Here is a 20,890-nt window from a genome sequence, read left to right as displayed (position 1 = left end):
TTTATATAGTGCACATATAGACCGTAATTATGATCGGTGAGTAGCTAAAGAGAGTAGGTCACAAGCTAGTTCAAGAGTTATTTAACTCGATACCACGTTTGGTTTCGGCCAATTGCAGAAATACCAATATAGCCACGCGCGGTAAGTTTTTCGCCGTCTGGTGATACTGTGACGCTAAAGCGATAAGTTTTGTCTGACTGAGGGTCGAGAATAGATCCTTTGTCATATTTATTTTTACCTACGCTTTTTAAATTTTTGACAATGGTTAGACCAACTAAAGATTTGTTTTTATAAGTGCCTTCACACATCGTACATTTGTTGGCTTCGCTTGGAACAAGGATTTTTTCAATATTTGCAGTTAGAAGACCATTTTTATCTTCACTAAATTTTACCAGTGCTCTAGGCTGATTTGTTTCATCATCAATCGTTTTCCAAACACTGCCATGTAGTTTGTCCGAAGCAAATGAATGTATCGAATAGAAGCTAAGTAAAAGTAATAATAAATATTTTTTCATATCCATGATTTCTCAAGTTAAAGGTAGATGGTTTTAGTCACTAGAATTATTCATTTTAAATTTAACTTCACAGTTTTCTTAGTATTGAATCTATAAACTAAACAATATGTAAAGTTATATTTTATCGGGCTTTATATTATTTTAATCACTTTTTTTATGCAATTGCGAGAATGTACAGAATTACTCAGTCTCAAAATTTCTCAAGCTGTATGGCGTGTAAAACCAACAGGGTATTTCATCACAGCTAATGATAATGTCTTGAAGCCCCGAATATAGGAATTAATTTCAAAGCAGACTCACTCAAGTGCAATAGTAGTCAATCCGAATCATTCATCACTAATTTCTCAGATAGATCAAGTTTCTAAACTTATTGATAAAGCAGCTAAAATCTTTAAACAATAAGGAATAACTGATTGTTTTTTATTGTCTTGTACAGATTGCTTTAGGAATATTTGCAAAAACCTCTAATTGTTAAAAATTTTATATGAGTTTGTGGAGCGACATTTTAATAACTTGAATACAAATATTTTATCTAAAAATATAATCATAAAACTTTAATTTTTCGGAAGATTAATTGAGTAATTCTTAAATAAGTGAAGAAATGTAATTAATACAAATAAAAAACATCAACTACTTTTTAAACTAAATAAATTACGTTTAATCCATCACAAATTATAAGAATAATATGAAAATCATGTGATTATTATCGATTGACAGTATGCAATATTAAGCTTTATAAATAAAACGAACCTGAAAAAACTGTTTCTTTAGTAAAACAGAAAAATGACATTATAAATTTGAAAAGACATTAGAACATAAAGATAAGGAGAAGAAATGAAACTCATTAAACACGCCTTATTTTCTCTTATGGGAATACTCTTAATAAATAGTGCAGAGGCTGCAAGCGCATCTACGTCATTAAAGGTTAGCTTAACTATTGTAGAAAGTTGTGAAGTCTCAACTCAAGGAAATTTAGATTTCGGTTCTGTTGTACGTGCGCAACCAGTTGCTGCCGCTAGAACCGATGTAACTGTCCAATGTAACCATAATACACCGTATCAATTGGCCGTAACTTCCGACAATAATTTTGAGCTTAAATCTGCTACAAGTCCTGCCTCTGTCGCATATATACTGTATCAAGATGCAGGACATACTCAAATTTGGGGAAATGTAGCAAGTAAAATGCATTCAGGAATCGCAACAGGAATGAAAGAAAATATTCCTATTTATGGAGTCATTCAGTCGAGTACCAATGTGCAGGCTACAAAGTATGAAGATTGGGTTCGTGTGAATGTTGTCTACTAATCGCAGCTCTGCAAGGTGTAATCAATAAGACTTTGTGAGCTGTATAAATGATTTTATTTGTTGGTGAGCCATTGAATTGAGGCATCAAACAGTTTTAAGCCATCGTCAGATAGATTGGTAAACGTGTCATTGTTAAGAAAGAACATGAGCCGTTTTGCTGGCGCTAAAGATTCATAATCCATGGTTGCACCTTTTTCATATCCCCAAATTGCGACTTTCTCAGGTTGTCCATAAATCGTTGCGATAATGGTGGCACCTAAACCCGGCTTACCCCAACTCATAGGCGTTTGAGCTTTATATACATTGCGGGTTCCGGCAGGAAGATGCGCAGACAATGGGTGTGGTGCATTGACCAACCACAAATAACGTTCTTTCTCGACTTCGCCAAAATCGGTATTTATACGTTTACCTGTCATAGCCAAGTCATCAAGATAATCGTTTTCCCACGTCATGAGTGGAAGGGGCAGTTGACGCCAACCAGATTGAAGGTTTTTAGAAGCAACTGTAGATGAAATAATGACTAAATCTGTGTTCTTTAAGGTGTTTGGTGAAACAGATTGATCTAATATCTCAACTTGATAGCCCTTGCTTTGCAAGTATTTTTGAATGGCAATATCTGTACCAGCCGATGCACCTTTAACTTGAGAGATGAGGGCAATTCGCGTTTGAGCATAAACTGCTGAGCTAAACAATATGCCAATCAACAGGACAACGGAAAGAAGCTTTTTCATAATGTTCTCAAAAGAGCAGTGATTTAGGCACTGCTCTGATCCCATATTTTAAAATTTAAAGGTTGCACGTAATACCGCTTGGCGAGAGTCACCTTGAGACACGGCCAAATTATTTACACTGGCTGTGTAGTAGGTTTTGTCAAAGATATTATTTAAATTAAATTGGAACGTGACTGCTTGTTTGGCAATAGTCGTGTCATAACTTACAAAGGCATTGGCAAGGGTGTAGTCAGGCAGGTCGAAGGTATTCTCCGAATCGCCAGCGCGTTTACCAACATAATTACCGCTTACGCCAAAACGTAAATTACCATTATAAAGTTCGCCATAGTTATAGGCCAATGCTAAAGAAGCAGTATTTTTCGCTACATTATTTAAGCGATTGCCTTCAAGGCCACTTTCATCTTCAGTCACTTTCGCATCTGTATACGCATAGGTCAGCGTTGCATCAAGCTGATCGGTTACACGTCCTGTCAGGTCAAGCTCAGCACCTTTAGAACGTACTGCACCTGTAGTATGTAGTTCAACTTCACCAGTCGATGAGTTAGTCACTTTAGCTAAAACATTACGCTTTTTAATATCGTAGAGTGCAAAGTTAGCTTTAACGCGGTCATTTAACTCATATTTTGCACCAACTTCATAAGACTTGGCTTGTTCAGGTTGAACATCAGAGTTAATGACAGCATCGCCACCCAAAGGTGCAATTGAAGAAGACGGCTTAAGTGACTCGGTATAGCTACCATAAAATGAAAGCTGGTCATTCCATTTATAAACTAAACCTGCATGTGGGAGCCAAGCATCATCGTTAGTATTGGTATTTTCTTTAAACGGTCTGCCACGCCCAGCAGTTTGTTGATAGTTCAGGTAACGACCACCAAGTACAGCAATCCATTTTTCATTTAAGTGAATTGCATCTTGCACATAAAAACCGTAAGTGTGCAGTTTATCTGTTTGGTCACTATCTGATGCGACCACATTTTGAGATGCTTCAACAGTTCCATAACTTGGATTTAAATAATCTAAAGTTGAGGTGTTGCCACGAACCATATCTGGACGGAAATACTTACGGTATTCGATGTCTGAACCGAATTGAATATCATGCTTTAAACCAAACAAATTGGTTGAACCATTAATATATGCTTGAGCATTACTGTCTACGCTTTGGGCATTTAAAGTCGCATCGGTACGGCGTGTCACGGTGTGTTTAGTTGTATCTAACTTGGTTACACGTAATTGGTTAGCATCATAAGTTTCGTAGTTGTAGGTATAACCAAAGTGAGCCGACCAGTTATCATTAATTTGGTGATCTACCAATAATTGCGCCAAATGATCTTCGCCTTTCATTTGGTTAAACGCTTCATCTAGACGTTGGTATTTAGAGATCGGTAGGGCTTTATTGGTTTTCGGGTCAAAAACGGTAGAGCGGTCAAAAGGTACATCAAAGTGACGATATTGATAACTCAGGTTCACTTTAGTTTGACCATTATCCCATGCGACAGACGGAGCAATTAAAGTCTGTTTGAGATTACCAAAATTACGCCAATAGTCAGCGTCGGAATGATCTGCAATAAAGCGATAAGCAAAGTTACTGTCGCTAATTGCACCTGTGGTATCTATGCTTGCACCTAGACCATTTTTACCCGCAGCAAAGCTTGAGCCGTATACGGAAAGTTCAGTTTTCTGGGTAGTCTCAGGTTTTTTTGTAATGACATTGACCACACCACCCGGGTCCATAATGCCATAGAGTAATGAAGATGGGCCTTTTAAAACTTCAACTTGTTCAACTGCCGCATTCATGGTTCGGCCTTGCACAATTGGCATGCCATTTACAGTAATTGAACCGTCACGGTTATCACCAAAGCCGCGTTTCATTACGGTGTCTTGCGTACCACCTAAAGTATTGCCCTGCGTAATGCCGCTGACTTGAGTCAGTGCATTGTCCAAGTTTGCAGGCAAATAATCTTTCATGTATTGCTTCGATACAACGTTTACAGTTTGCGGGCTTTCTAGATTTTTTTGTTTGCCTCTAAGCGTCGACGCTGTTTGTGTTGCGATATAGCTTGAGTCTGCTTCAGCCTGAACCTTAATCGTTTCTAGTTGTGCTGGTTGAATCGCGGTTGTTTCTGCCCAAGACATCATCGGGATGAGGGATAAAAGTAAGGGGCTACTATGTTTTAAAATTTCAACAGTAATTAAATTTTTACGCGGGGAGAAAGCAAACATAAGTATACCTAAGTGATATAAAAATCGTGAAAGGCTAAAAAAGAGCGACTATTCAAGCGAACAAACAAGAGTGCTGACTAGACTCAAAAAAGTGAGTAAAGTATATATAAATGAGACTCATTTGCAATGGTTGTGGGTGATAAAGCCGTAGGAAAAATTAATAATAATTTAACTTTTTAATTAGATTATCTTTTATGCTCGGCCACTCTTCATCAATAATACTGAACCTGACAGAATTTCTTTTTCTGCCATTAGGCATGATTCGCTCATTTCTAACCACACCTTCTTTCTGGGCGCCGATTCTTAAAATCGCATTTTGGGATTTTTCATTGAGTACATCTGTTGTGAACTGAACTCTAACGCAATTTAGCTCTTCAAAGGCATATTGAAGAAGTAAATATTTTGCTTCTGTATTTGCGTATGTTCGCTGCCACGATTTTGAGTACCAAGTACTTCCAATTTCTAACTTTAAATTTTTTCTATCTATTTTCCAAAATCTGGTAGACCCAATGATTTTTCCTGTAGCAATATCTTCGACTACAAAAGGAAGAACCGTACCCGCTTGGTAACCTTCTAGTGCATGCTGAATATAGTCATCTACTGTTTCTGCTGAAGGGACTACAGTGAAAGGGAGGTTCCATAGTTCTCCATCGGAAGCAGCGGTAACTAAGTCTCTTGAATCTTCAATAGTTAATATGCGTAGTCGTATACGATGGCTTGAAAGAGTTATGTTTAAAGGCATAACAGAGGTCCTAGCTAAAAAGTACTAAATAAAGCCGTTTATCCAAATCTTATTTAAATCGACTATTAAGATCGCCACTTGAAACAGAAGTATTGAGTGAATGGAAATTGCCTGACTCGGCAATCGCACTTGCTGTTTTAATAAAACCATCCCAAGCTGAACGAGCTAATGCTCCACCAAGACTAATACGTCTTACACCCAAGTCTGCAAGTTCTGCTGCCGTTAAATCACTATCCCAACCAATTAAAACGTTTACAGGTTTTGGTGAAACGGCATTCACCACAGCGATGATTTGTTCACGAGTTTTAATACCAGGCGCATATAGGCAGTCAGCACCAGCTTCTGAATATGCTTTTAACCTGTTAATGGTATCTTCTAAATCGGGTACACCCACAAAGAAGTTTTCAGCACGACCAATAAGCATGACGTTAGTTCCGCTTTGGTCGATCGCTACGCGAGCCGCTCGTATTCTTTCAACTGCGTCAGGAATACCACGAAGCGGCTTTTCACCATTTCCGGTTGAATCTTCAATAGAAATACCCGCTATACCTGTATCAATTGCCATTAGAACATTTTCAATGACGCCTTGAGTTGTATCTGAAAAGCCACTTTCAAAGTCAGCATTGATAGGTAGGTTAGTGGACTGAACCATATAACGTAGATGTGCCAAGGTTTCATCTCGGTCGAGTTGACCATCTGCCTTTCCGCAAGACCATGCAGAACCTGAGCTTGTTGTTGCCAGTGCTTTATAGCCCAGTTGTTCGAGTATTTTTGCACTACCTGCATCCCAAGGGTTGGGTAAAATAAAGCATCCGTCTTTATGGAGATCGCGGAAAATTTTTCTTTTCTCATCGACTGAATTTTTCATTATTTCGTACTCTTTTTAATGTATTTACTTAAACTTAGTCACTCAATTTTGCCTTTAAACTCAGAGATTGAAAGACCAACTCAAGTCGAATGACTATAACAACTTTTTAATGTATACAAATACAACCACTTCTTCATTTCAAATAAGAAAATCAAAATAAAGTCATGTCCATTTTGGGGATATTGATTATAGTTTTCTTGAATTTATATAAATCTGTTTATCGTCATAAAAAATCATAGTGAGTGTTTTATTATTTTTGTAGTTAACAGGGGAGAACAAACCAGAAACTATTTTTATGTTTAATAAGGATCCGCTATGAAAAACACTTATTTAGTGACAGGCGCTACAAAAGGTATTGGAAAAGCAATTAGCGAAGAACTGTCCTTGCAGGGACATAAGGTGATTGGTATTGCTAGAAACATTGAAAATATAGATTTTCGCGGACAGCTTTTTAGTTGTGATCTATCTAATATAGAACAGACTGAAGAAACTTTAGCTTTAATTTCTCAATCTCATGTTATACATGGAATCGTAAATAACTCAGGAATTAGTTTACCTCAACCTTTAGGGCAGATTTCCTTTCTTGCGTTAGAGGAAGTTTGGAACTTAAATGTAAGAGCTGCTATACAAGTGACTCAGCATTTTGTTGCTCAACTAAAAGCACAGCGCTTTGGACGAATTGTTAATATTGGCAGTAGGGCAATTTATGGAGCAAAACAACGGACAGCGTACTCGGCAGCAAAAAGTGCCTTGGTCGGGTGTACTAAAACTTGGGCACTTGAGTTGGCTGAGTTTGGAATAACGGTAAACTGTATTGCGCCGGGGCCAATTGAAACGGAACTTTTTAGAAAGACCAGACCCGTTGGAAGTGAAGCTGAAAAAGCAATATTAGAAAGTATTCCTTTGGGAAGGATCGGTACTCCACAAGATGTTGCACATGCAGTCGCTTTTTTATTGTCAGATCATGCAGGTTTTATTACCGGCCAAGTTGTTAATGTTGATGGCGGTGGAAGCTTATAGATAATTGTAAAAATGCTTAGGTACTAAAAATTTAAAATTCATCTCGTCTAGTTTTAACAAAAGATGAAAATATTCATAGGAAAATCACATCCTATGAAAGGTATGGCTTTGTAATGTTGATTCATTCTAAATGGCAGACGTAATCAATCACTTCATCTGTAATAATTTTAAATTTACTATTTTCAGGAACATTAAAAGACTCACCACTGGAATAGACTTTAGTATCCGGATCATCGCCAATTTGAACACTACATTTCCCTGAAATGATCTCAATGCGTTCTGAAACGTGGGTTTTAAAAGTTAAAGCTTTTTCTGTTGGAAGAATTACTCCTAAAGTCTTTTTTGTACCATCTTCAAGTTCAATAACATGACTAATGGAGTGTCCTTCGTAATGAACATTCGCTTTTTTTGTTATAGAAACAGCATCAAATTGATTTGGCATTTTTCTTGTCTCTTTTATTGTACCGAATATGTACAAGATAATAATAAAAGCTCATCTAAACTTTCAAGCTTTAAAAATAGATTATTAAGTGAACAATACAAATAAATGCGTCTCGAATGCGCGGAGATCATTTAAAACATAGGTAAATATTTTTTTATTAAAATTAGAATAACAATCTAATATATTGTTCATTGATTTGATTTATTGCAAATACATAGTGCAGAGAAGCTTGAAGGTATGAAGTTAAATTTAGATAAATATGACCGTGTAATATTAGATCTTCTACAGAAGGACTGCACATTGGCAATAGGTGATATTGCGGAAAAGGTGGGATTAAGCAACACGGCTTGTTGGCGCAGAATACATAAGATGGAAGAAGAGGGTATTATTCGTGCAAAAGTCGCTTTGCTAGACCGTAAAAAACTCAACATTAATGTGATTGTGATGGTGTTTATTAAAACAGCACAACACAATATTGAGTGGATTCAAAAATTTCATTCTCATATCTATAGCATCGATGAAGTGATTGAAGTGTATAGAATGGCAGGTGAAACAGATTATTTACTTAAAGTTGCTGTATCGGATGTTGCCGAGTTCGATAAAGTTTATAAAAAATTAATTGAAATTAACGGATTGGCCGATGTGAGTTCTAGTTTTGCCATGGAGCAAATTAAATATACGACAGAACTTCCTTTAAATTTTTTCTAATAAAAACTGCGAATACTATTAAAAATTAAGGACCAGCAAAAATGCTAGAAGCTAAACCTTATTTACGTTCGGTACAAATTAAGGCAAATCATCGATGAAGAATAGTGTGAGAAGTACCTTTCAGAACAGCAAGTTCGAATAACAAGCAGATCTAAACAGGACACTATAAAATCATATTTTACTCTAAGAAATAAATACCGGATTAAAATTCTAATTTTAAGTAAAAATAGGAAATAAAAATCTAATATAAAGATAAAAAATAGAAAAGATTAAAATTTATATCCATTGAAATCTCACTACCATGAATTGGTAATAAAGTTGATACGTTTCTTGGAATATAAAAGTGAATCAATTCAGCACAGATGTCATTAATTTAGGACGAACACCCGAGCGCTTTGATGGTCTAGTCAATACACCTGTTTTTCGTGGTTCGACTATTGTTGTAAATAGCTTTAGTGAGTGGGAAGAATTTAAACGAAATGGTGGGGTGTATCGACATTACGGCCGTTTCGGTGCTGCAACAGCTAAATCTTTTGAAAGTGCAATCAATGCGCTTGAGGGTGGTGCGGGTAGTATGGTGTTTCCATCTGGGTTATCGGCATGTACACATGCACTTATGGCTTGTGTAGAAGCAAATAGTCATGTCTTGATTGCCGATAACATCTATGGCCCAACGCGAAACTTTGCTGACAATATATTAGCCAGAATGGGGGTAAGTGTTGAATATTTTGACTCTACTAACCTTGAGGCATTAACTGAAAAAATTAATCATCGTACTAGTGTGGTGTTTATTGAATCACCGGGTTCAATGACATTTGAACTGAGTGATGTTGCGGCAATTTCTGCAATTAGTCATCAATATGGCGCAAAAGTATTAGTCGATAACTCTTGGGCAACGCCGTTACTTTTTCAACCCTTAAAGCATGGTGCTGATATCTCTATTCAGTCCGTAACCAAATACATTGGTGGCCATTCTGACATACTCATGGGCGTGGCTACTGCAAATGCTGAAACATACGAACAACTCACGAAAACTGGACATTTGTTTGGAGAGACCACAAGCCCAGACGACATTTATTTAGCATCACGTGGCTTGCGAAGTTTGGTGGTAAGGTTAAAACAGCATCAAAATAGTGCTCTAACTATTGCGCAATTTCTAACAACACATCCGGCTGTTAAGGAAGTGCTTCATCCTGCTTTAGAAACAAGCCCCTATCATGATTTGTGGCTGAGAGATTTTCATGGTTCATCTGGAGTATTTGCTTTTTATTTAAAAGAGTCTGAAACTTCTTATGTGCAAAAATTCTTTGATTCGCTGCAATTATTTCACATTGGTTTGTCTTGGGGTGGATTTGAAAGTCTGATTTTACCTGTTGGACAAGCTTATCGAACCCATACGAATCTACCTAAAGATGGTTATTTAGTACGTTTAAATATCGGACTAGAATCGGTGGTCGATTTACAAAAAGATTTGGAATATGCACTAAAGTGCGCAGAACAAATGCTTGTTGAAAGTGTTATATAGGTATCTTAAAGTCTAAAGGCTAACTTGGCACATCAGCCGCTTTATGTGTGACAGGGGCTATTATTTTATTAGATATTGTATAGCGACCATCTACTAATTGGGATTCTGTTGCTGCGATATTATGTTCGTTTACTGTCGGTGCAAAAGCGAATTTAAACTTTATAGATCATCTAATTTTATGAAAGAAAGCCCTATTAAAAGGGCTTTGCCATCACTTAGCGAAGTTTTAAATACTCATCTTTTAATTTATCTAGGAAAATAAACAAGTTTTGGTTCATTTCTTGGTAGTCATGACTCCTCAATTCTTCTCGGGTATTAACAAATTTATAATCATGAGCTTGATTGAGTTCAGTTGCTGAATGTTGAATGAGTAATTCAACAACTTCAGGCGTTAGTTCCATATGACATTGCAAACCATAAACTAATTTTGAGTATTCAACGATTTGTCGCGGACAGCCTGCACTAAAAGCAATAATTTTTGCATCGCTGGTTAACCCGGGCATATCACTGTGCCAGTGACCAACTTCTGTCATTTTTCCGAAGTGTGAAAATAGAGAATTTTTTAAACCATACTCTGTCAGCATAATAGGAAACTTACCAATTTCTCTTTCAGGGCTATGTTCAAACTTGGCACCTAAAGCTTCACCAATGAGCTGTGAACCTAAACATACCCCTAAAACGACTTTGTTTGCTTGGATAGCTTTCCTAATGACAGCTTGTTCAGCGAGTGAATTAAAATGAGGACACATTTCAACTGTAGTATCTGGACTTTGTGGACCACCCATCACAATCAGGAAATCTATGTCTTCAACCGTAGAAGGTAAGGGGGCATTTAAATACACTCTTGAATATGTCATTTTGCAGTGATTATTTTGACCCCAAATTTCATATGCACCAGGTGCTTCAAAATCTTCATGAACAATAAAATGTAGGTGCATGATAGTTCCCTAAATTTAAAGAAGGTATAGATAGGTTTATTGCTAGATCTAAGCCAAAGATAGGTTATGAAGCTTAAGGGCTAGTGAACACATCCAGTTTTTCAAAGTTATATGGTCCAGTTTGGTATATTCTTTGCAGTTGTTGCTAATTCGATTATTTGAAAAAAGAATATAAAATAAAAATAATCATTTCATTTATTTAATAATTTTAAAATATATTTAATTTTTCTTGTTTTAATTGTGATTTAAAGATAAATTTCTTAAATATTTTTATTTATGTGCTTATTCAAAAAATTAATAAGTAATAATGATTTTTAACATTATATAAAAATATACTTAAAAATTGTAAGTTGTTGTATTTGATAAAGACTATGAGTCTGTTTTTTTATTCATTATTTGTAGTTATATTTCCATTTAGTATAGTTTTAAAATTTTAAACTATTAAATAGAAAATTATTTACTATTTGTTTATATAATAAATTGTAATTGTTTTTTACAAATGTAAGCGAATGTTTGCTGTAGAATCAGTAAATTAATTTATATAAATTGCTTGAATAAGTGTTCTTTTGATGTATAATGAAGTCAACTAGAAAAAAGACTTATTAGTTTAGTAAATCCTCTTTTAGTATCGAAGCTTTATTCATAATCCTCCGTTTTTAAGATCTTAAGCTCAATTCGTTATTTTTTCCAAGTTAAACCCGTCATGTCTCATGGCACAAGTTCTTAAAAATCAATAGGATGTATATCATGTCTAACAACACAGCTACTGGTACAGTTAAGTGGTTCAACGAAACTAAAGGTTTCGGTTTTATCCAACAAGATTCAGGTCCAGACGTTTTTGCTCACTTCAAAGAAATCGCTTCTTCTGGCTTCAAAACTTTACATGAAGGTCAACGCGTGACTTTTAATGTTGTGCAAGGTCAAAAAGGCCCTAGCGCTACAAACATCATTCCTCAGTAATTAGTACTGTAGAATAGAAAAAGCCCTCATTTGAGGGCTTTTTTATTGACTAAAAAAAATAATTTCATCTTAGTCCCACCAAACTCTAATCAAGTGTTGTCTGAATGCTTTGTACTAAGACTTTTTGATGAAGAGAAAGATAGTTTGACGAAAAATTTTAAATTGAACGTATTAGCTCAAGGATTTCTCATCATGAAATTTAAAAAATCGCTTAATCGTATTAGAATAATATAAGATGTATATAAAACCTTATATTACATTGAGTAAATATAAGGCTTTAATAAATTTGATGTTAACTGAAATTTTAAAAGAGATCTTTTAATTGATGTAAAAATCTCTTTTATATAATTTAACTAGCGATGCGTGCTTCAGTTTTTTCAAGCTCAATTATTTTAATAATATAAGACCATGTTTTTTCCCGATTAACTAAACCTTTATCAATTGTGCCATCAATAATAATGCCATCAAGAATATTCAGAAAGAGTGTAGTTAATGCTTCAGGATCCTCAACATAAACTTTAATTAATATTGAAAAAACAAGCGTATAGATCCATTCACGATAGTCGTTAATAGGATTTTTTACTGAAGGATAAACTTGTACAACTTCCATGGTCGCCTTTTTAAATAAGCAGCCATTAAAATCGTCGGTATAAATCCAGTCAATATACCAATCAAATAAGCTCCTGAGCTGAACTAAAGGCAAATCTTTAGTATTGATTCTTTCTAATATAGCTGCCTGAATATCTGAATTTCTCTTGTAAAGGCATGATTCTATTAAATTTTCCTTGGATGGAAAATATTTATAGAATGTCATTTTTGCTACATTAGATTCAGCAATAATTTTGTCAATTCCAATGCCGTTATAGCTTTTCTGATTAAAAAGGGCTATAGCTGTTGTTATAATAGTGTCTCTTTTTGACATCAATTTCCCCATTGTAAACTTTTGAATTCCGTTTCTTTTTAAAGTGGTCTCTTATAAAAGTTAATTTCAATCATATTGAAAAGATTGTCGTAATACAACAGATGAAATAATAAAAATGACAATATTTTTTGCTATCAATTGTTAATTAATTTATTAAAAAAATTTATTAAAACATGGATTGATTTGTGTAAATAATAAACCTAATATCGAATTGTTTAGGGATGAGTATACAATTTTATTGAGTAGCAAATGAATGCGCAATTAAAATAATGGAGAACTCAAAACCTAACTATAAGAATTAATTTGTTATTGAGAATGATTATGTCAAAAAAATTTGAAGATTTTAATAATCCAAGACAAAAAGCTTTACTGGGGATGAAGAATAGTATTCCTTCACAACAGTGGGAAGAAAATCTAGCATTTCTCAAACAATTAAGAGAAAAAATCGCTAAATTACCAGTATGTACACATCCAGCAATTGAAATTTTAAATAACGGACAGCTTGATAAATTTACCTTAACAAAAATTCATTTGGAATATCGTCACGCTATTGTACAAGTATTTACGGATGCTTTATTAATGGCTCAATTTCAGACTAAGCAATTAGAACCGAAATTACACTCTGGAGCTAAAATGTTCCCACGTGTTTTATTAAGTTTAAATATACTAGATGAATTTGGTTTTAGACCTGGAACAGACCAAGATAATTATTATTTGGGTAATCCTGAATATGCACATTATCCACTTTATGAAGATTTACTTAATGATTATGGTCTAAATGAACAGGATCGAAGATCATACCATCCTTCAAAAATCGCAGATCAGGTAAGAAGGTTTTTAGAATCTTCATACGATAGTTATATTAAAGTTGTTGCATTGCTTGCGGTTGCAGAAGAAGAAGTCATTCTTTTTAGTCCTCCGTTACGTGAGGCGACTAAGGCTGTTGGAATTGAGGTTGAGGGTGGTGGCTATTACCATGTACATGGTGTATCGACTGACGAGACATCAGAAGCAGCAGATGATGATCATGAAGATGACTTGTGGTTTGCATTGGCTCAAGGTATAACCAAAGATGATTATGAAAGTCTTACCGAGCTATGTATGGAGTACTGTGCTTTATGGAATGAATTTTGGGATGCCCAAATTGCTTATGTCGATTTTATGGAGACCAAAAAACTGGCATAAACTTAATATTCCATTCTGAATGCTTCACGAAAGCTTATCCAATAGTGGGTAGGCTTTTTTATTGGTGGTTTTATCTTAATCTTATACGCATAAGCTAACAAATTAACAGCAATCGATACTCTCCCTCTTTTTCAACGGGTGCTTTATGCACACACGGTAAAACCTTTTGAGTAGGATGATCTACTGCCAAACGCCACAAGTGACCTGTACCCAAATTTATCGGTTGTGCATGGGCTTTAGGCTGATAATGTAAATCAAAGAAATACTCTGCTAAAAAACTTTCAAATTCGGCTTCCGCCCCATCATGTAATGCTTTGAGTTTTTCTCTAATTTCGGGAATTAAAACTTTTTGTTCAACCTGATCATTAGGCACAATATCACTAGCCGCACCGTGATAAGTACATAAAAAAGTATCTGTTTCTATAGGTGAGCGATCAACATGAAACGAATAGACATCTGTTGAAATAAAATCTAGTTCTTCATCACGTTCATAGTGTTTAAGTAAATTAAGTACAGGTGATGCACCCATATCAGTTAAAAGCTGCATGTCTTTTAAAATAATGTCTCGAGCCAAAACACCTTGTTCTGAAAGCTCAAGTGCTAAAAGGTCTTCAGCAGAAATTTCGGTAATATTTTCTTTTAACTCAAGTTTAGTCACAATTTCTTTAAAGTCGCCCATCAAATTTCTGTGCCAACAAATAGCATTCTTATCTCCCTGAAAATGTGTATTTACAAGTTCAGCAAAAGTAGACACCACTTCAACTTGCTTGTGATCAGAAAATTTATTTGTCATATGAAATTTAAATCGCTCAAAACCCTGCCAATCATACACGTTTAGCGCTTCTAGGGCTGCAATCTTTAGCCGCAATTTTAGCTGTTAAAAAATGAATATAATGCAAGAAAAGTACAATAATGATATGAACTTTGGGTTCAGCTTGCCTATTATAAAATGGCTTTAAGTCACCAAGACAAGATGAGAAGTCGACTATTTTTATAGTCGTGTAAGGAAATAAGGACAGTTTTTAAAAGTAATAGGATCGCGAGGAAAGTATGGAAGAAATTAAAACAATCGGTGTGGTTGGTGTTGGTGTCATTGGCGCAAGTTGGACAGCATTATTTTTATATAAAGGCTTTAAGGTAAAGGTATATGACCCATACCCCATAGATGAAGAATTATTTAAAAAGAGAATACAAGCAAATTTAAATGATTTACGAGATTTAGATTTGCAAACGCAGCCTAGCCATTCTTCACAAGATGTTCTTTCAAATCTAGAGCTTCACAACAACTTAAAAGATGCCGTAACCGATATCGATTTTATTCAAGAAAATGCACCAGAGCGTTTAGATTTAAAGCAAAAGTTATATCAAGATATCACGTCATATTGTCCTGAAAAGACGCTGATTGCCTCAAGTTCTTCAGGCCTAAAAGTTTCAGACTTTCAAAAAGAGGCAACTCATCCCGAGCGTATACTTTTAGGTCATCCATTTAACCCACCTCATCTATTACCTTTGGTTGAAATAGTCGGTGGAAAATTAACGGACCCACAGTATTTAAGACGCGCAGCCGAGTTTTATCAGAGCATTGGTAAGCACCCGATTATTTTAAATAAAGAAGTAAAAGGTCATGTTGCAAACCGTTTGCAAGCAGCATTATGGCGAGAAGCATTTTCACTGGTTAAAGAAGGTGTGTGTTCAGTCGAAGATGTTGATATCGCAATTACCAGTGGGCCAGGGCTGAGATGGGCATTATTTGGCCCTTATATAAATATGGAACTTGCAAACCAGAAGGGTTTTAAAGAGGCAATTCATCACTTAGGGCCACCTATGGCCGAATGGTGGAATGATATGCAGGCGTTTCAGCATTCTGATGAAACTACAGAGGTGCTAGAAGCACAAACAAAAGAGCTTTTAAACCACTATAAACATGTCGATCTATCTCAAAAAAGAGATAAAGGGCTAGTCGATATTTTAAAGCTAAGACTACAGTTAGAGTTAGATTAAGCTCATTTTTTAGAAGTGCCAAACAAGGTTTTACTGCAATGTTTGGCTTTTTTGTTGTGGCGTATTTAGGTAATATTCCTATTCTTCTTTCTGCTCAAAACTTATAAAAAGCTTGCTCTATTCCTAAGCTTTTAAAGTTATAAATTTACTCAGGTATATGAAACGATACTACAAACAAACTGAATCGGCTGCTTCACATTGGAAAACTGAACAAGACTGTTTTTTAATAGAAAATAACTCGCTTTCTATAGATGAGTTAAAAGAACATTTGCCATTTTCTGAAGAAGAAATTAGGGTTCGTAGATCGGTTTTGGGGTTGGTAAGACGAGATCAGCAAATGCGGCCTTATTAATTTTACCAAATGGTAAATTTTAATTGAAAATAAATGTTTCAAGAAATCTTAATAATTTAGAAAAATTGTGGATGAGTTATCAAAACCATACTTTTTTTAGGTGATTGTTTAGCAAGGTTTACAGAACACTTTAACTAATTACATTCAATAATAATAACATTTCACTCCTTTACATTTGTTTCATCATAATCAGAACCATAAATCATTTTAAGATCAAAACTTTATAACAATTGAGATCGAGGAGGTTAAAAATGCCAAAATATTTAGCCGTGGCTGAAAAGGTTTATAAGAACATTCAAAAAGACGACTTATTCACCAATGACCTTACACAAAATCTGAATTGTTTGATCAGTCAGATACGTAAGGCCATTAAAGGGACTGAGTTTAAACTTAAGTTTAATTACATCGATTTTGATGAGCAATTAACTAAACCGATTAGTGAGTGCAAAGTCAAAGTTGATTTAAGTGTAATGCCTAAGTTTGAAAATGAAGGAGAGTATTTACTTTGGTTGGCAAGTTTTATTGAACGGATTACAGAAGGGGGAAAACCTAAATTTCCGCCAATTTCACAGCTCATTCCACATGGATTTAAGATGTCGAAAGAATCACTCCCTGTAGTCGCTGCGCCTCAAAAAGAACAGCATGCAGATATGATTATTAGCTATTTTAAATCGAAAGATTTTCTGAAAACCGAGAAAACTCCTTCATAAAAAGAATATAGAAGTATTCGTCCACCATACTTCTATATACCTGCTGGTTTATACTCAGCGACCGCCTTCTGGGGCGGTTTTTTTATGGGTGTTATTTCATTTATTTCTTTCTAAAAGCAAAACAGGTTTTTCGTAATTGCTATTACACCACTCATGTTTTTCGATTACAGCTTGAGGAACCTGAGCGATGTCTTTCACGGGAGTAAAACCCATCGAGCTGTAAAAACTTTCTAGTTCTGCAAAAGGTAGACAGTAAAGCACAGAAAAATCCGAGTTTTTAATTAAGAAATCGACCACTTTACGGGCGATGCCTAACCCTTCATTATCAGGAAAGACGTAAATTCCACCAAGTTCGCCACTATTCGAATCAATAGACACAACTCTACCTTGCCCAACAATTTTGTTACCAATAGAGGCGAGTACAATAAGTTCATCTTCATGTGATGGAACAAAGTCAACCTCGGTATAACGTTCGTTTATAGCTTTGAGATCGGCAGCGTTAGCAAGTCTTAATGAAATGTCCATTATGTTTCCTATACGTGTTAACTTTAATTTTGGGTCTTTATTTTTAAAGATGACCAAAGAATATAAAACAAGACAAATCAGTTATCTAATTATTTTATATATTTCCCAAAGCAACATTAAGTCAGATCAGGGGGAGGGAAAATAAGCTTTCCTTTATGAAAATATTTCTTTCCTTTGTAGGATAAGCGTGAGTTGTAGTCAGTGTCGATCATGAGCGTTACAGTTTCAGCTTTTGCACTTATTGCATAGTAAAGATCATATTGCTCTTCTGTTTTAACACTCACTATTTTGCCATTTGATAGAATAGCCTCAGCGGCTTCTAAGTCAGTTTTATATTTATATATATCAATGCTTTCTTGTGCTTCCCACCAGAGCATAATATCTTCAATATTTTCAAAAGGGCTATACCAAAGAACCTCTAGCGCACCCTCATCAATCGCTACGGGTATAATTAATGGCATCTTCATCACCAACTATTTATTTAATAATAAATTCTTCAAAAACGACTGTACGTGAGTATCTGTATAACTCCAAATCAACCCATCATAAGGCGTTGCTAAAAGCCTTCTAGTCATGATGGGCCTTTATAGTTAAGGATTCATAGAATCAACGGCTTGAAGTATACCTGTAAATAATATTGCTAGTTTTGATTCAGGCTGTGGCTCATTTCCATTTGCGGTAAATACAGCACAAACTTTATGGCCTTTTTGAGTTTTACCAATCACAGAAAAGTTAATCACCCCGTATTCGGAACCGCCTTTAAAACCAATTTTTTGCCAATTTAAATTTTTAAAAAGTGGATTTAAAGAACTGTTCAGAGCAGGGGCATCTTTAACACTTTCAAGCAGAGGACAAATCTCATTGGTTGACATATACCATTCAGCATCTTGCCAAGTAGCCGATTTTCCAATGCTACTCACACTTGGTAGTGGCAGTTTGTCTAGCTCAGAGAGCACTTCTAAACGAGCCGACTTTGTACCTGTTTTAAACTTATTTTTTAGCTTTTCGTTGCTTGGGTCAATCAGTTGAAATAGTTCTCGTGTCGTCAGCATCGGGATATTTCTAGGTGACAACGCTTCTATACGAGGCTTTTTTAATACATCTATAAGACTATCGGTTGCAGTATTATCACTAATTTGAATCATTAACTGCGCAAGAAGTTCCAGATTTACAGGTGTGCCAGCAGGTAGGGTTTGTAGGACTCCGGTTGGCAATGATCGATTTTTTTCTTTTAAAGATACTATAGTTTCTCTTTTTAATTCACCTTTTTTTATCGCATCTTCATACGCTTTTAAAACCAGTAATTTAAAAGTAGAGCCTACGGCCATTGGGGTTTTATCATTTTCAACAACCACAGGTCTGTTATCTACAACAACTAAAAGAGAGGTTTTACCGACTGCGTTTTCATGTAGTCCTTTAACCATTTCGTCTAGGCTTACGGTCTTAAAATGAGGCGCGCTAAACCAAAGGGTACTAATTTGCCCTTGCTCATCTAAGCTAATTGAAACAGGTAATTCTCCTTTTTCGAAATCAATTGTTCCTGAACCATTAGAAATATTAATACTTTTAAGAGAGCCTAAAGAGACTTTTAAATCATCAACGATTTTTTGAATTTGTGTTATGGAAACTTGTCCTAAAAATTGAGGACTAAATAAAGCAGGTTCTACGGGTTTATCTGCAAAAATTGATGAAAGCTTAGTCGATAAATTATCCATTTTTTGTTCTGTCGCTGCATGAGTAGTAGAAATAACAATAGGGGAAACATTTAAAGCCATAACGCCTACAGCAAAAAATAAAGCTCTAGTTGTATACATTTTCTTGGTTAGAAAGTTCTTCATTCAATGTCCTCTTATATTTAGACTCATCTACAGTTTTTTATAAATGGTTTTAAAATAAGCATTCATTTTGACGCATCAAAATTTATATATCTATATAAATTTCTTCGATTTTATAAACCCTAATTTAATAATAAAATTAAATTATTTACCCTTACTTTTTAATGATTTATTTTAAAGCAAATGTCATTTTGTGTGCTTGACTGTGAAAGGCTTGAACACTATCCTTTGCCTGCTGGCCACATTGCCAGTCGGTCGTCGCGGACCGCTGTTTTCGACCACATCAGGATTATTTCTTCTGAGGAATAGTTTTGTGTGAGCATCTCCTCGTCTCCTCCCGTAGCGGTAGGACGGGAGAGGGACACCTTCGGGTGTGCTGGAGTCGAAACCAGTCCGCGAACCCTCTTCCGTTCTGCCACCATAATTTTAGTGTCTGGCAGAACTCCCAATTGAAGGAGTTGGCTTTGCACATTCATTATTTCTTGGCTCTCGATGCCAAAAGTTATAACGACACCACTTAAATCATCTTTAAACAGCTTGATGTCCTTTAGGGTTTTTAGGCTTTAAGTCATTACGGCTCAAAAATTTGTATCAACAATAAAACTTGAGATGTGCCAAGCACAGTCTTTATGGCTTTGCTGTGCCTTTTTTTCTTCCAAAAAGGGCACAGGCTTTTTTCTCTTTTAGAAACAACAAGAATTTATAACGGTAAAAACTATGCCACCTTTAGTATTTTCTACACGTGCTTTAAAAGTTATTAATAAGGCGATTGATTTATTTCACCACCACGGATTCCATTTAGTGGGCGTCGACAGAATTGTGAGAGAATCTGAAATTACAAAAATGACTTTTTATCATTATTTTCAGTCCAAAGCGCGGTTTATCGAAATTTGCCTACTTGTGCAAAAAGAACGGCTACAAGAGAAAGTCATTGCAATGGTCGAGTACGGCCAAAACACAAGCGTGAAGGACAAACTCAAAATACTTTATGACTTGCATACCGACTTAGAAGGGCCGTATTACCTGCTATTTAAAGCCATTTTTGAAACTAAAAATAATTATTTAAATGCTTACCAAGTCGCCATTAAATATAGAACATGGCTGACCAATGAAATCTATAGCCATCTCAGAGTACTTAATAGGGAAGCCTCATTTCATGATGCCAAATTATTTTTATATATGCTTGATGGTGCCATTATTCAGCTTTTAAGCTCAGATATTTCAAATGTGAAAGAACACTTGTTTGATCGATTTTTAATGTCATTTATTTGAAATTAGAAGAGTGTTAAGAAATGTTAAAAATTGTTTCTAATTATAATTTAAAATATCTAAACTATTTTAAATTGAATCTTTGCATGGAAAGTAATTTGGAAGTATTTTTCAATA

The 20,890-nt window shown here is 35.3% G+C and carries 22 protein-coding genes; 10 read left to right on the top strand and 12 right to left on the bottom strand.

From position 1 onward, the window contains the following. Window positions 1-77: 77 nt before the first annotated feature. Window positions 78-515 carry a DUF2147 domain-containing protein gene (locus tag NE363_RS11920; RefSeq protein ID WP_025465118.1) on the bottom strand — a complete coding sequence of 146 codons (438 nt, stop codon included), beginning with the start codon at window positions 513-515 and terminating at the stop codon, window positions 78-80. A gap of 834 nt (window positions 516-1,349) precedes the next feature. Here NE363_RS11920 and NE363_RS11915 point away from each other — a divergent pair. Further along, a complete protein-coding gene (locus tag NE363_RS11915) occupies window positions 1,350-1,820 on the top strand; it encodes a Csu type fimbrial protein (RefSeq protein WP_004702585.1) in 471 nt (156 codons plus the stop codon). Window positions 1,821-1,873: 53 nt separating this feature from the next. On the opposite strand, the gene NE363_RS11910 is transcribed toward NE363_RS11915, so the two are convergent. From NE363_RS11910 to NE363_RS11895, 4 genes are all read right to left on the bottom strand, one after another. Beyond that, window positions 1,874-2,551 carry a hypothetical protein gene (locus NE363_RS11910; protein WP_445535137.1) on the bottom strand — a complete coding sequence of 226 codons (678 nt, stop codon included), beginning with the start codon at window positions 2,549-2,551 and terminating at the stop codon, window positions 1,874-1,876. A 48-nt stretch (window positions 2,552-2,599) separates the two neighbouring features. Then, window positions 2,600-4,771: a TonB-dependent siderophore receptor gene (locus tag NE363_RS11905; RefSeq protein WP_346790356.1), complete on the bottom strand. Its 2,172-nt coding sequence runs from the start codon at window positions 4,769-4,771 to the stop codon at window positions 2,600-2,602. A 157-nt stretch (window positions 4,772-4,928) separates the two neighbouring features. Continuing rightward, a complete protein-coding gene (locus NE363_RS11900; RefSeq protein WP_198071354.1) occupies window positions 4,929-5,513 on the bottom strand; it encodes a GNAT family N-acetyltransferase in 585 nt (194 codons plus the stop codon). Window positions 5,514-5,562: 49 nt separating this feature from the next. After that, entirely contained in the window at window positions 5,563-6,381 is an 819-nt protein-coding gene (locus NE363_RS11895) for an isocitrate lyase/PEP mutase family protein (RefSeq protein ID WP_348902336.1), read from the bottom strand. 315 nt (window positions 6,382-6,696) lie between these two features. Here NE363_RS11895 and NE363_RS11890 point away from each other — a divergent pair, with 315 nt between their 5' ends. Then, complete coding sequence (locus NE363_RS11890) at window positions 6,697-7,401, top strand: SDR family oxidoreductase (protein WP_445535136.1); 705 nt, start codon at window positions 6,697-6,699, stop codon at window positions 7,399-7,401. 121 nt (window positions 7,402-7,522) lie between these two features. On the opposite strand, the gene NE363_RS11885 is transcribed toward NE363_RS11890, so the two are convergent. Further along, window positions 7,523-7,843: a pyrimidine/purine nucleoside phosphorylase gene (locus NE363_RS11885; protein WP_004702576.1), complete on the bottom strand. Its 321-nt coding sequence runs from the start codon at window positions 7,841-7,843 to the stop codon at window positions 7,523-7,525. Between the two features lie 237 nt (window positions 7,844-8,080). On the opposite strand from NE363_RS11885, the gene NE363_RS11880 reads away from it, so the two are divergent. Next, window positions 8,081-8,551, top strand: coding sequence for an Lrp/AsnC family transcriptional regulator (locus tag NE363_RS11880; RefSeq protein ID WP_004702573.1), 471 nt, complete (start codon window positions 8,081-8,083; stop codon window positions 8,549-8,551). 343 nt (window positions 8,552-8,894) lie between these two features. Then, the gene (gene metC, locus NE363_RS11875) at window positions 8,895-10,076 is read left to right on the top strand and encodes a cystathionine beta-lyase (protein ID WP_445535135.1); all 1,182 of its coding nucleotides are present in this window, start codon (window positions 8,895-8,897) and stop codon (window positions 10,074-10,076) included. A 215-nt stretch (window positions 10,077-10,291) separates the two neighbouring features. Here metC and NE363_RS11870 read toward each other — a convergent pair whose 3' ends face one another. Then, window positions 10,292-11,014, bottom strand: a complete 723-nt coding sequence (locus tag NE363_RS11870) for a type 1 glutamine amidotransferase (protein WP_445535134.1) — start codon at window positions 11,012-11,014, stop codon at window positions 10,292-10,294. A 747-nt stretch (window positions 11,015-11,761) separates the two neighbouring features. Between NE363_RS11870 and NE363_RS11865 the strand changes: the two genes are divergently transcribed. Next, complete coding sequence (locus tag NE363_RS11865) at window positions 11,762-11,974, top strand: cold-shock protein (RefSeq protein ID WP_002054492.1); 213 nt, start codon at window positions 11,762-11,764, stop codon at window positions 11,972-11,974. Window positions 11,975-12,323: 349 nt separating this feature from the next. Here the strand turns inward: NE363_RS11865 and NE363_RS11860 are convergent, their stop codons facing one another. Continuing rightward, on the bottom strand, window positions 12,324-12,896 hold the full coding sequence (locus tag NE363_RS11860) for a TetR/AcrR family transcriptional regulator (RefSeq protein WP_039252003.1): 573 nt from the start codon (window positions 12,894-12,896) through the stop codon (window positions 12,324-12,326). Window positions 12,897-13,217: 321 nt separating this feature from the next. Here NE363_RS11860 and NE363_RS11855 point away from each other — a divergent pair, with 321 nt between their 5' ends. Continuing rightward, window positions 13,218-14,081, top strand: coding sequence for a hypothetical protein (locus NE363_RS11855; RefSeq protein ID WP_445535133.1), 864 nt, complete (start codon window positions 13,218-13,220; stop codon window positions 14,079-14,081). Window positions 14,082-14,175: 94 nt separating this feature from the next. Here NE363_RS11855 and NE363_RS11850 read toward each other — a convergent pair whose 3' ends face one another. Continuing rightward, window positions 14,176-14,874, bottom strand: a complete 699-nt coding sequence (locus NE363_RS11850) for a DUF1826 domain-containing protein (RefSeq protein ID WP_445535132.1) — start codon at window positions 14,872-14,874, stop codon at window positions 14,176-14,178. A 257-nt stretch (window positions 14,875-15,131) separates the two neighbouring features. Between NE363_RS11850 and NE363_RS11845 the strand changes: the two genes are divergently transcribed. The 3 genes from NE363_RS11845 (at window position 15,132) to NE363_RS11835 (ending at window position 17,144) form a co-directional block, all read left to right on the top strand. Then, on the top strand, window positions 15,132-16,082 hold the full coding sequence (locus NE363_RS11845) for a 3-hydroxyacyl-CoA dehydrogenase NAD-binding domain-containing protein (RefSeq protein WP_445535131.1): 951 nt from the start codon (window positions 15,132-15,134) through the stop codon (window positions 16,080-16,082). A 157-nt stretch (window positions 16,083-16,239) separates the two neighbouring features. Next, window positions 16,240-16,434 carry a hypothetical protein gene (locus tag NE363_RS11840; RefSeq protein WP_288421437.1) on the top strand — a complete coding sequence of 65 codons (195 nt, stop codon included), beginning with the start codon at window positions 16,240-16,242 and terminating at the stop codon, window positions 16,432-16,434. Window positions 16,435-16,685: 251 nt separating this feature from the next. Beyond that, window positions 16,686-17,144, top strand: coding sequence for a hypothetical protein (locus NE363_RS11835; RefSeq protein ID WP_151741694.1), 459 nt, complete (start codon window positions 16,686-16,688; stop codon window positions 17,142-17,144). Window positions 17,145-17,240: 96 nt separating this feature from the next. Here the strand turns inward: NE363_RS11835 and NE363_RS11830 are convergent, their stop codons facing one another. The 3 genes from NE363_RS11830 to NE363_RS11820 form a co-directional block, all read right to left on the bottom strand. Next, window positions 17,241-17,669 (bottom strand): GNAT family N-acetyltransferase, encoded by a 429-nt coding sequence (locus tag NE363_RS11830; RefSeq protein WP_445535130.1) that lies wholly within the window; start codon window positions 17,667-17,669, stop codon window positions 17,241-17,243. A 116-nt stretch (window positions 17,670-17,785) separates the two neighbouring features. Then, window positions 17,786-18,130, bottom strand: a complete 345-nt coding sequence (locus NE363_RS11825; protein WP_445535129.1) for a hypothetical protein — start codon at window positions 18,128-18,130, stop codon at window positions 17,786-17,788. 129 nt (window positions 18,131-18,259) lie between these two features. Continuing rightward, window positions 18,260-19,507: a serine hydrolase gene (locus tag NE363_RS11820; RefSeq protein ID WP_445535128.1), complete on the bottom strand. Its 1,248-nt coding sequence runs from the start codon at window positions 19,505-19,507 to the stop codon at window positions 18,260-18,262. A 714-nt stretch (window positions 19,508-20,221) separates the two neighbouring features. Here NE363_RS11820 and NE363_RS11815 point away from each other — a divergent pair. Then, complete coding sequence (locus NE363_RS11815; protein ID WP_445535127.1) at window positions 20,222-20,776, top strand: TetR/AcrR family transcriptional regulator; 555 nt, start codon at window positions 20,222-20,224, stop codon at window positions 20,774-20,776. Window positions 20,777-20,890 lie beyond the last annotated feature (114 nt).

It is taken from the genome of Acinetobacter sp. G18, assembly GCF_052660225.1.
The sequence above is the reverse complement of the archived record's forward strand: the minus strand, read 5'-3'. Positions and strand labels throughout refer to the sequence as shown.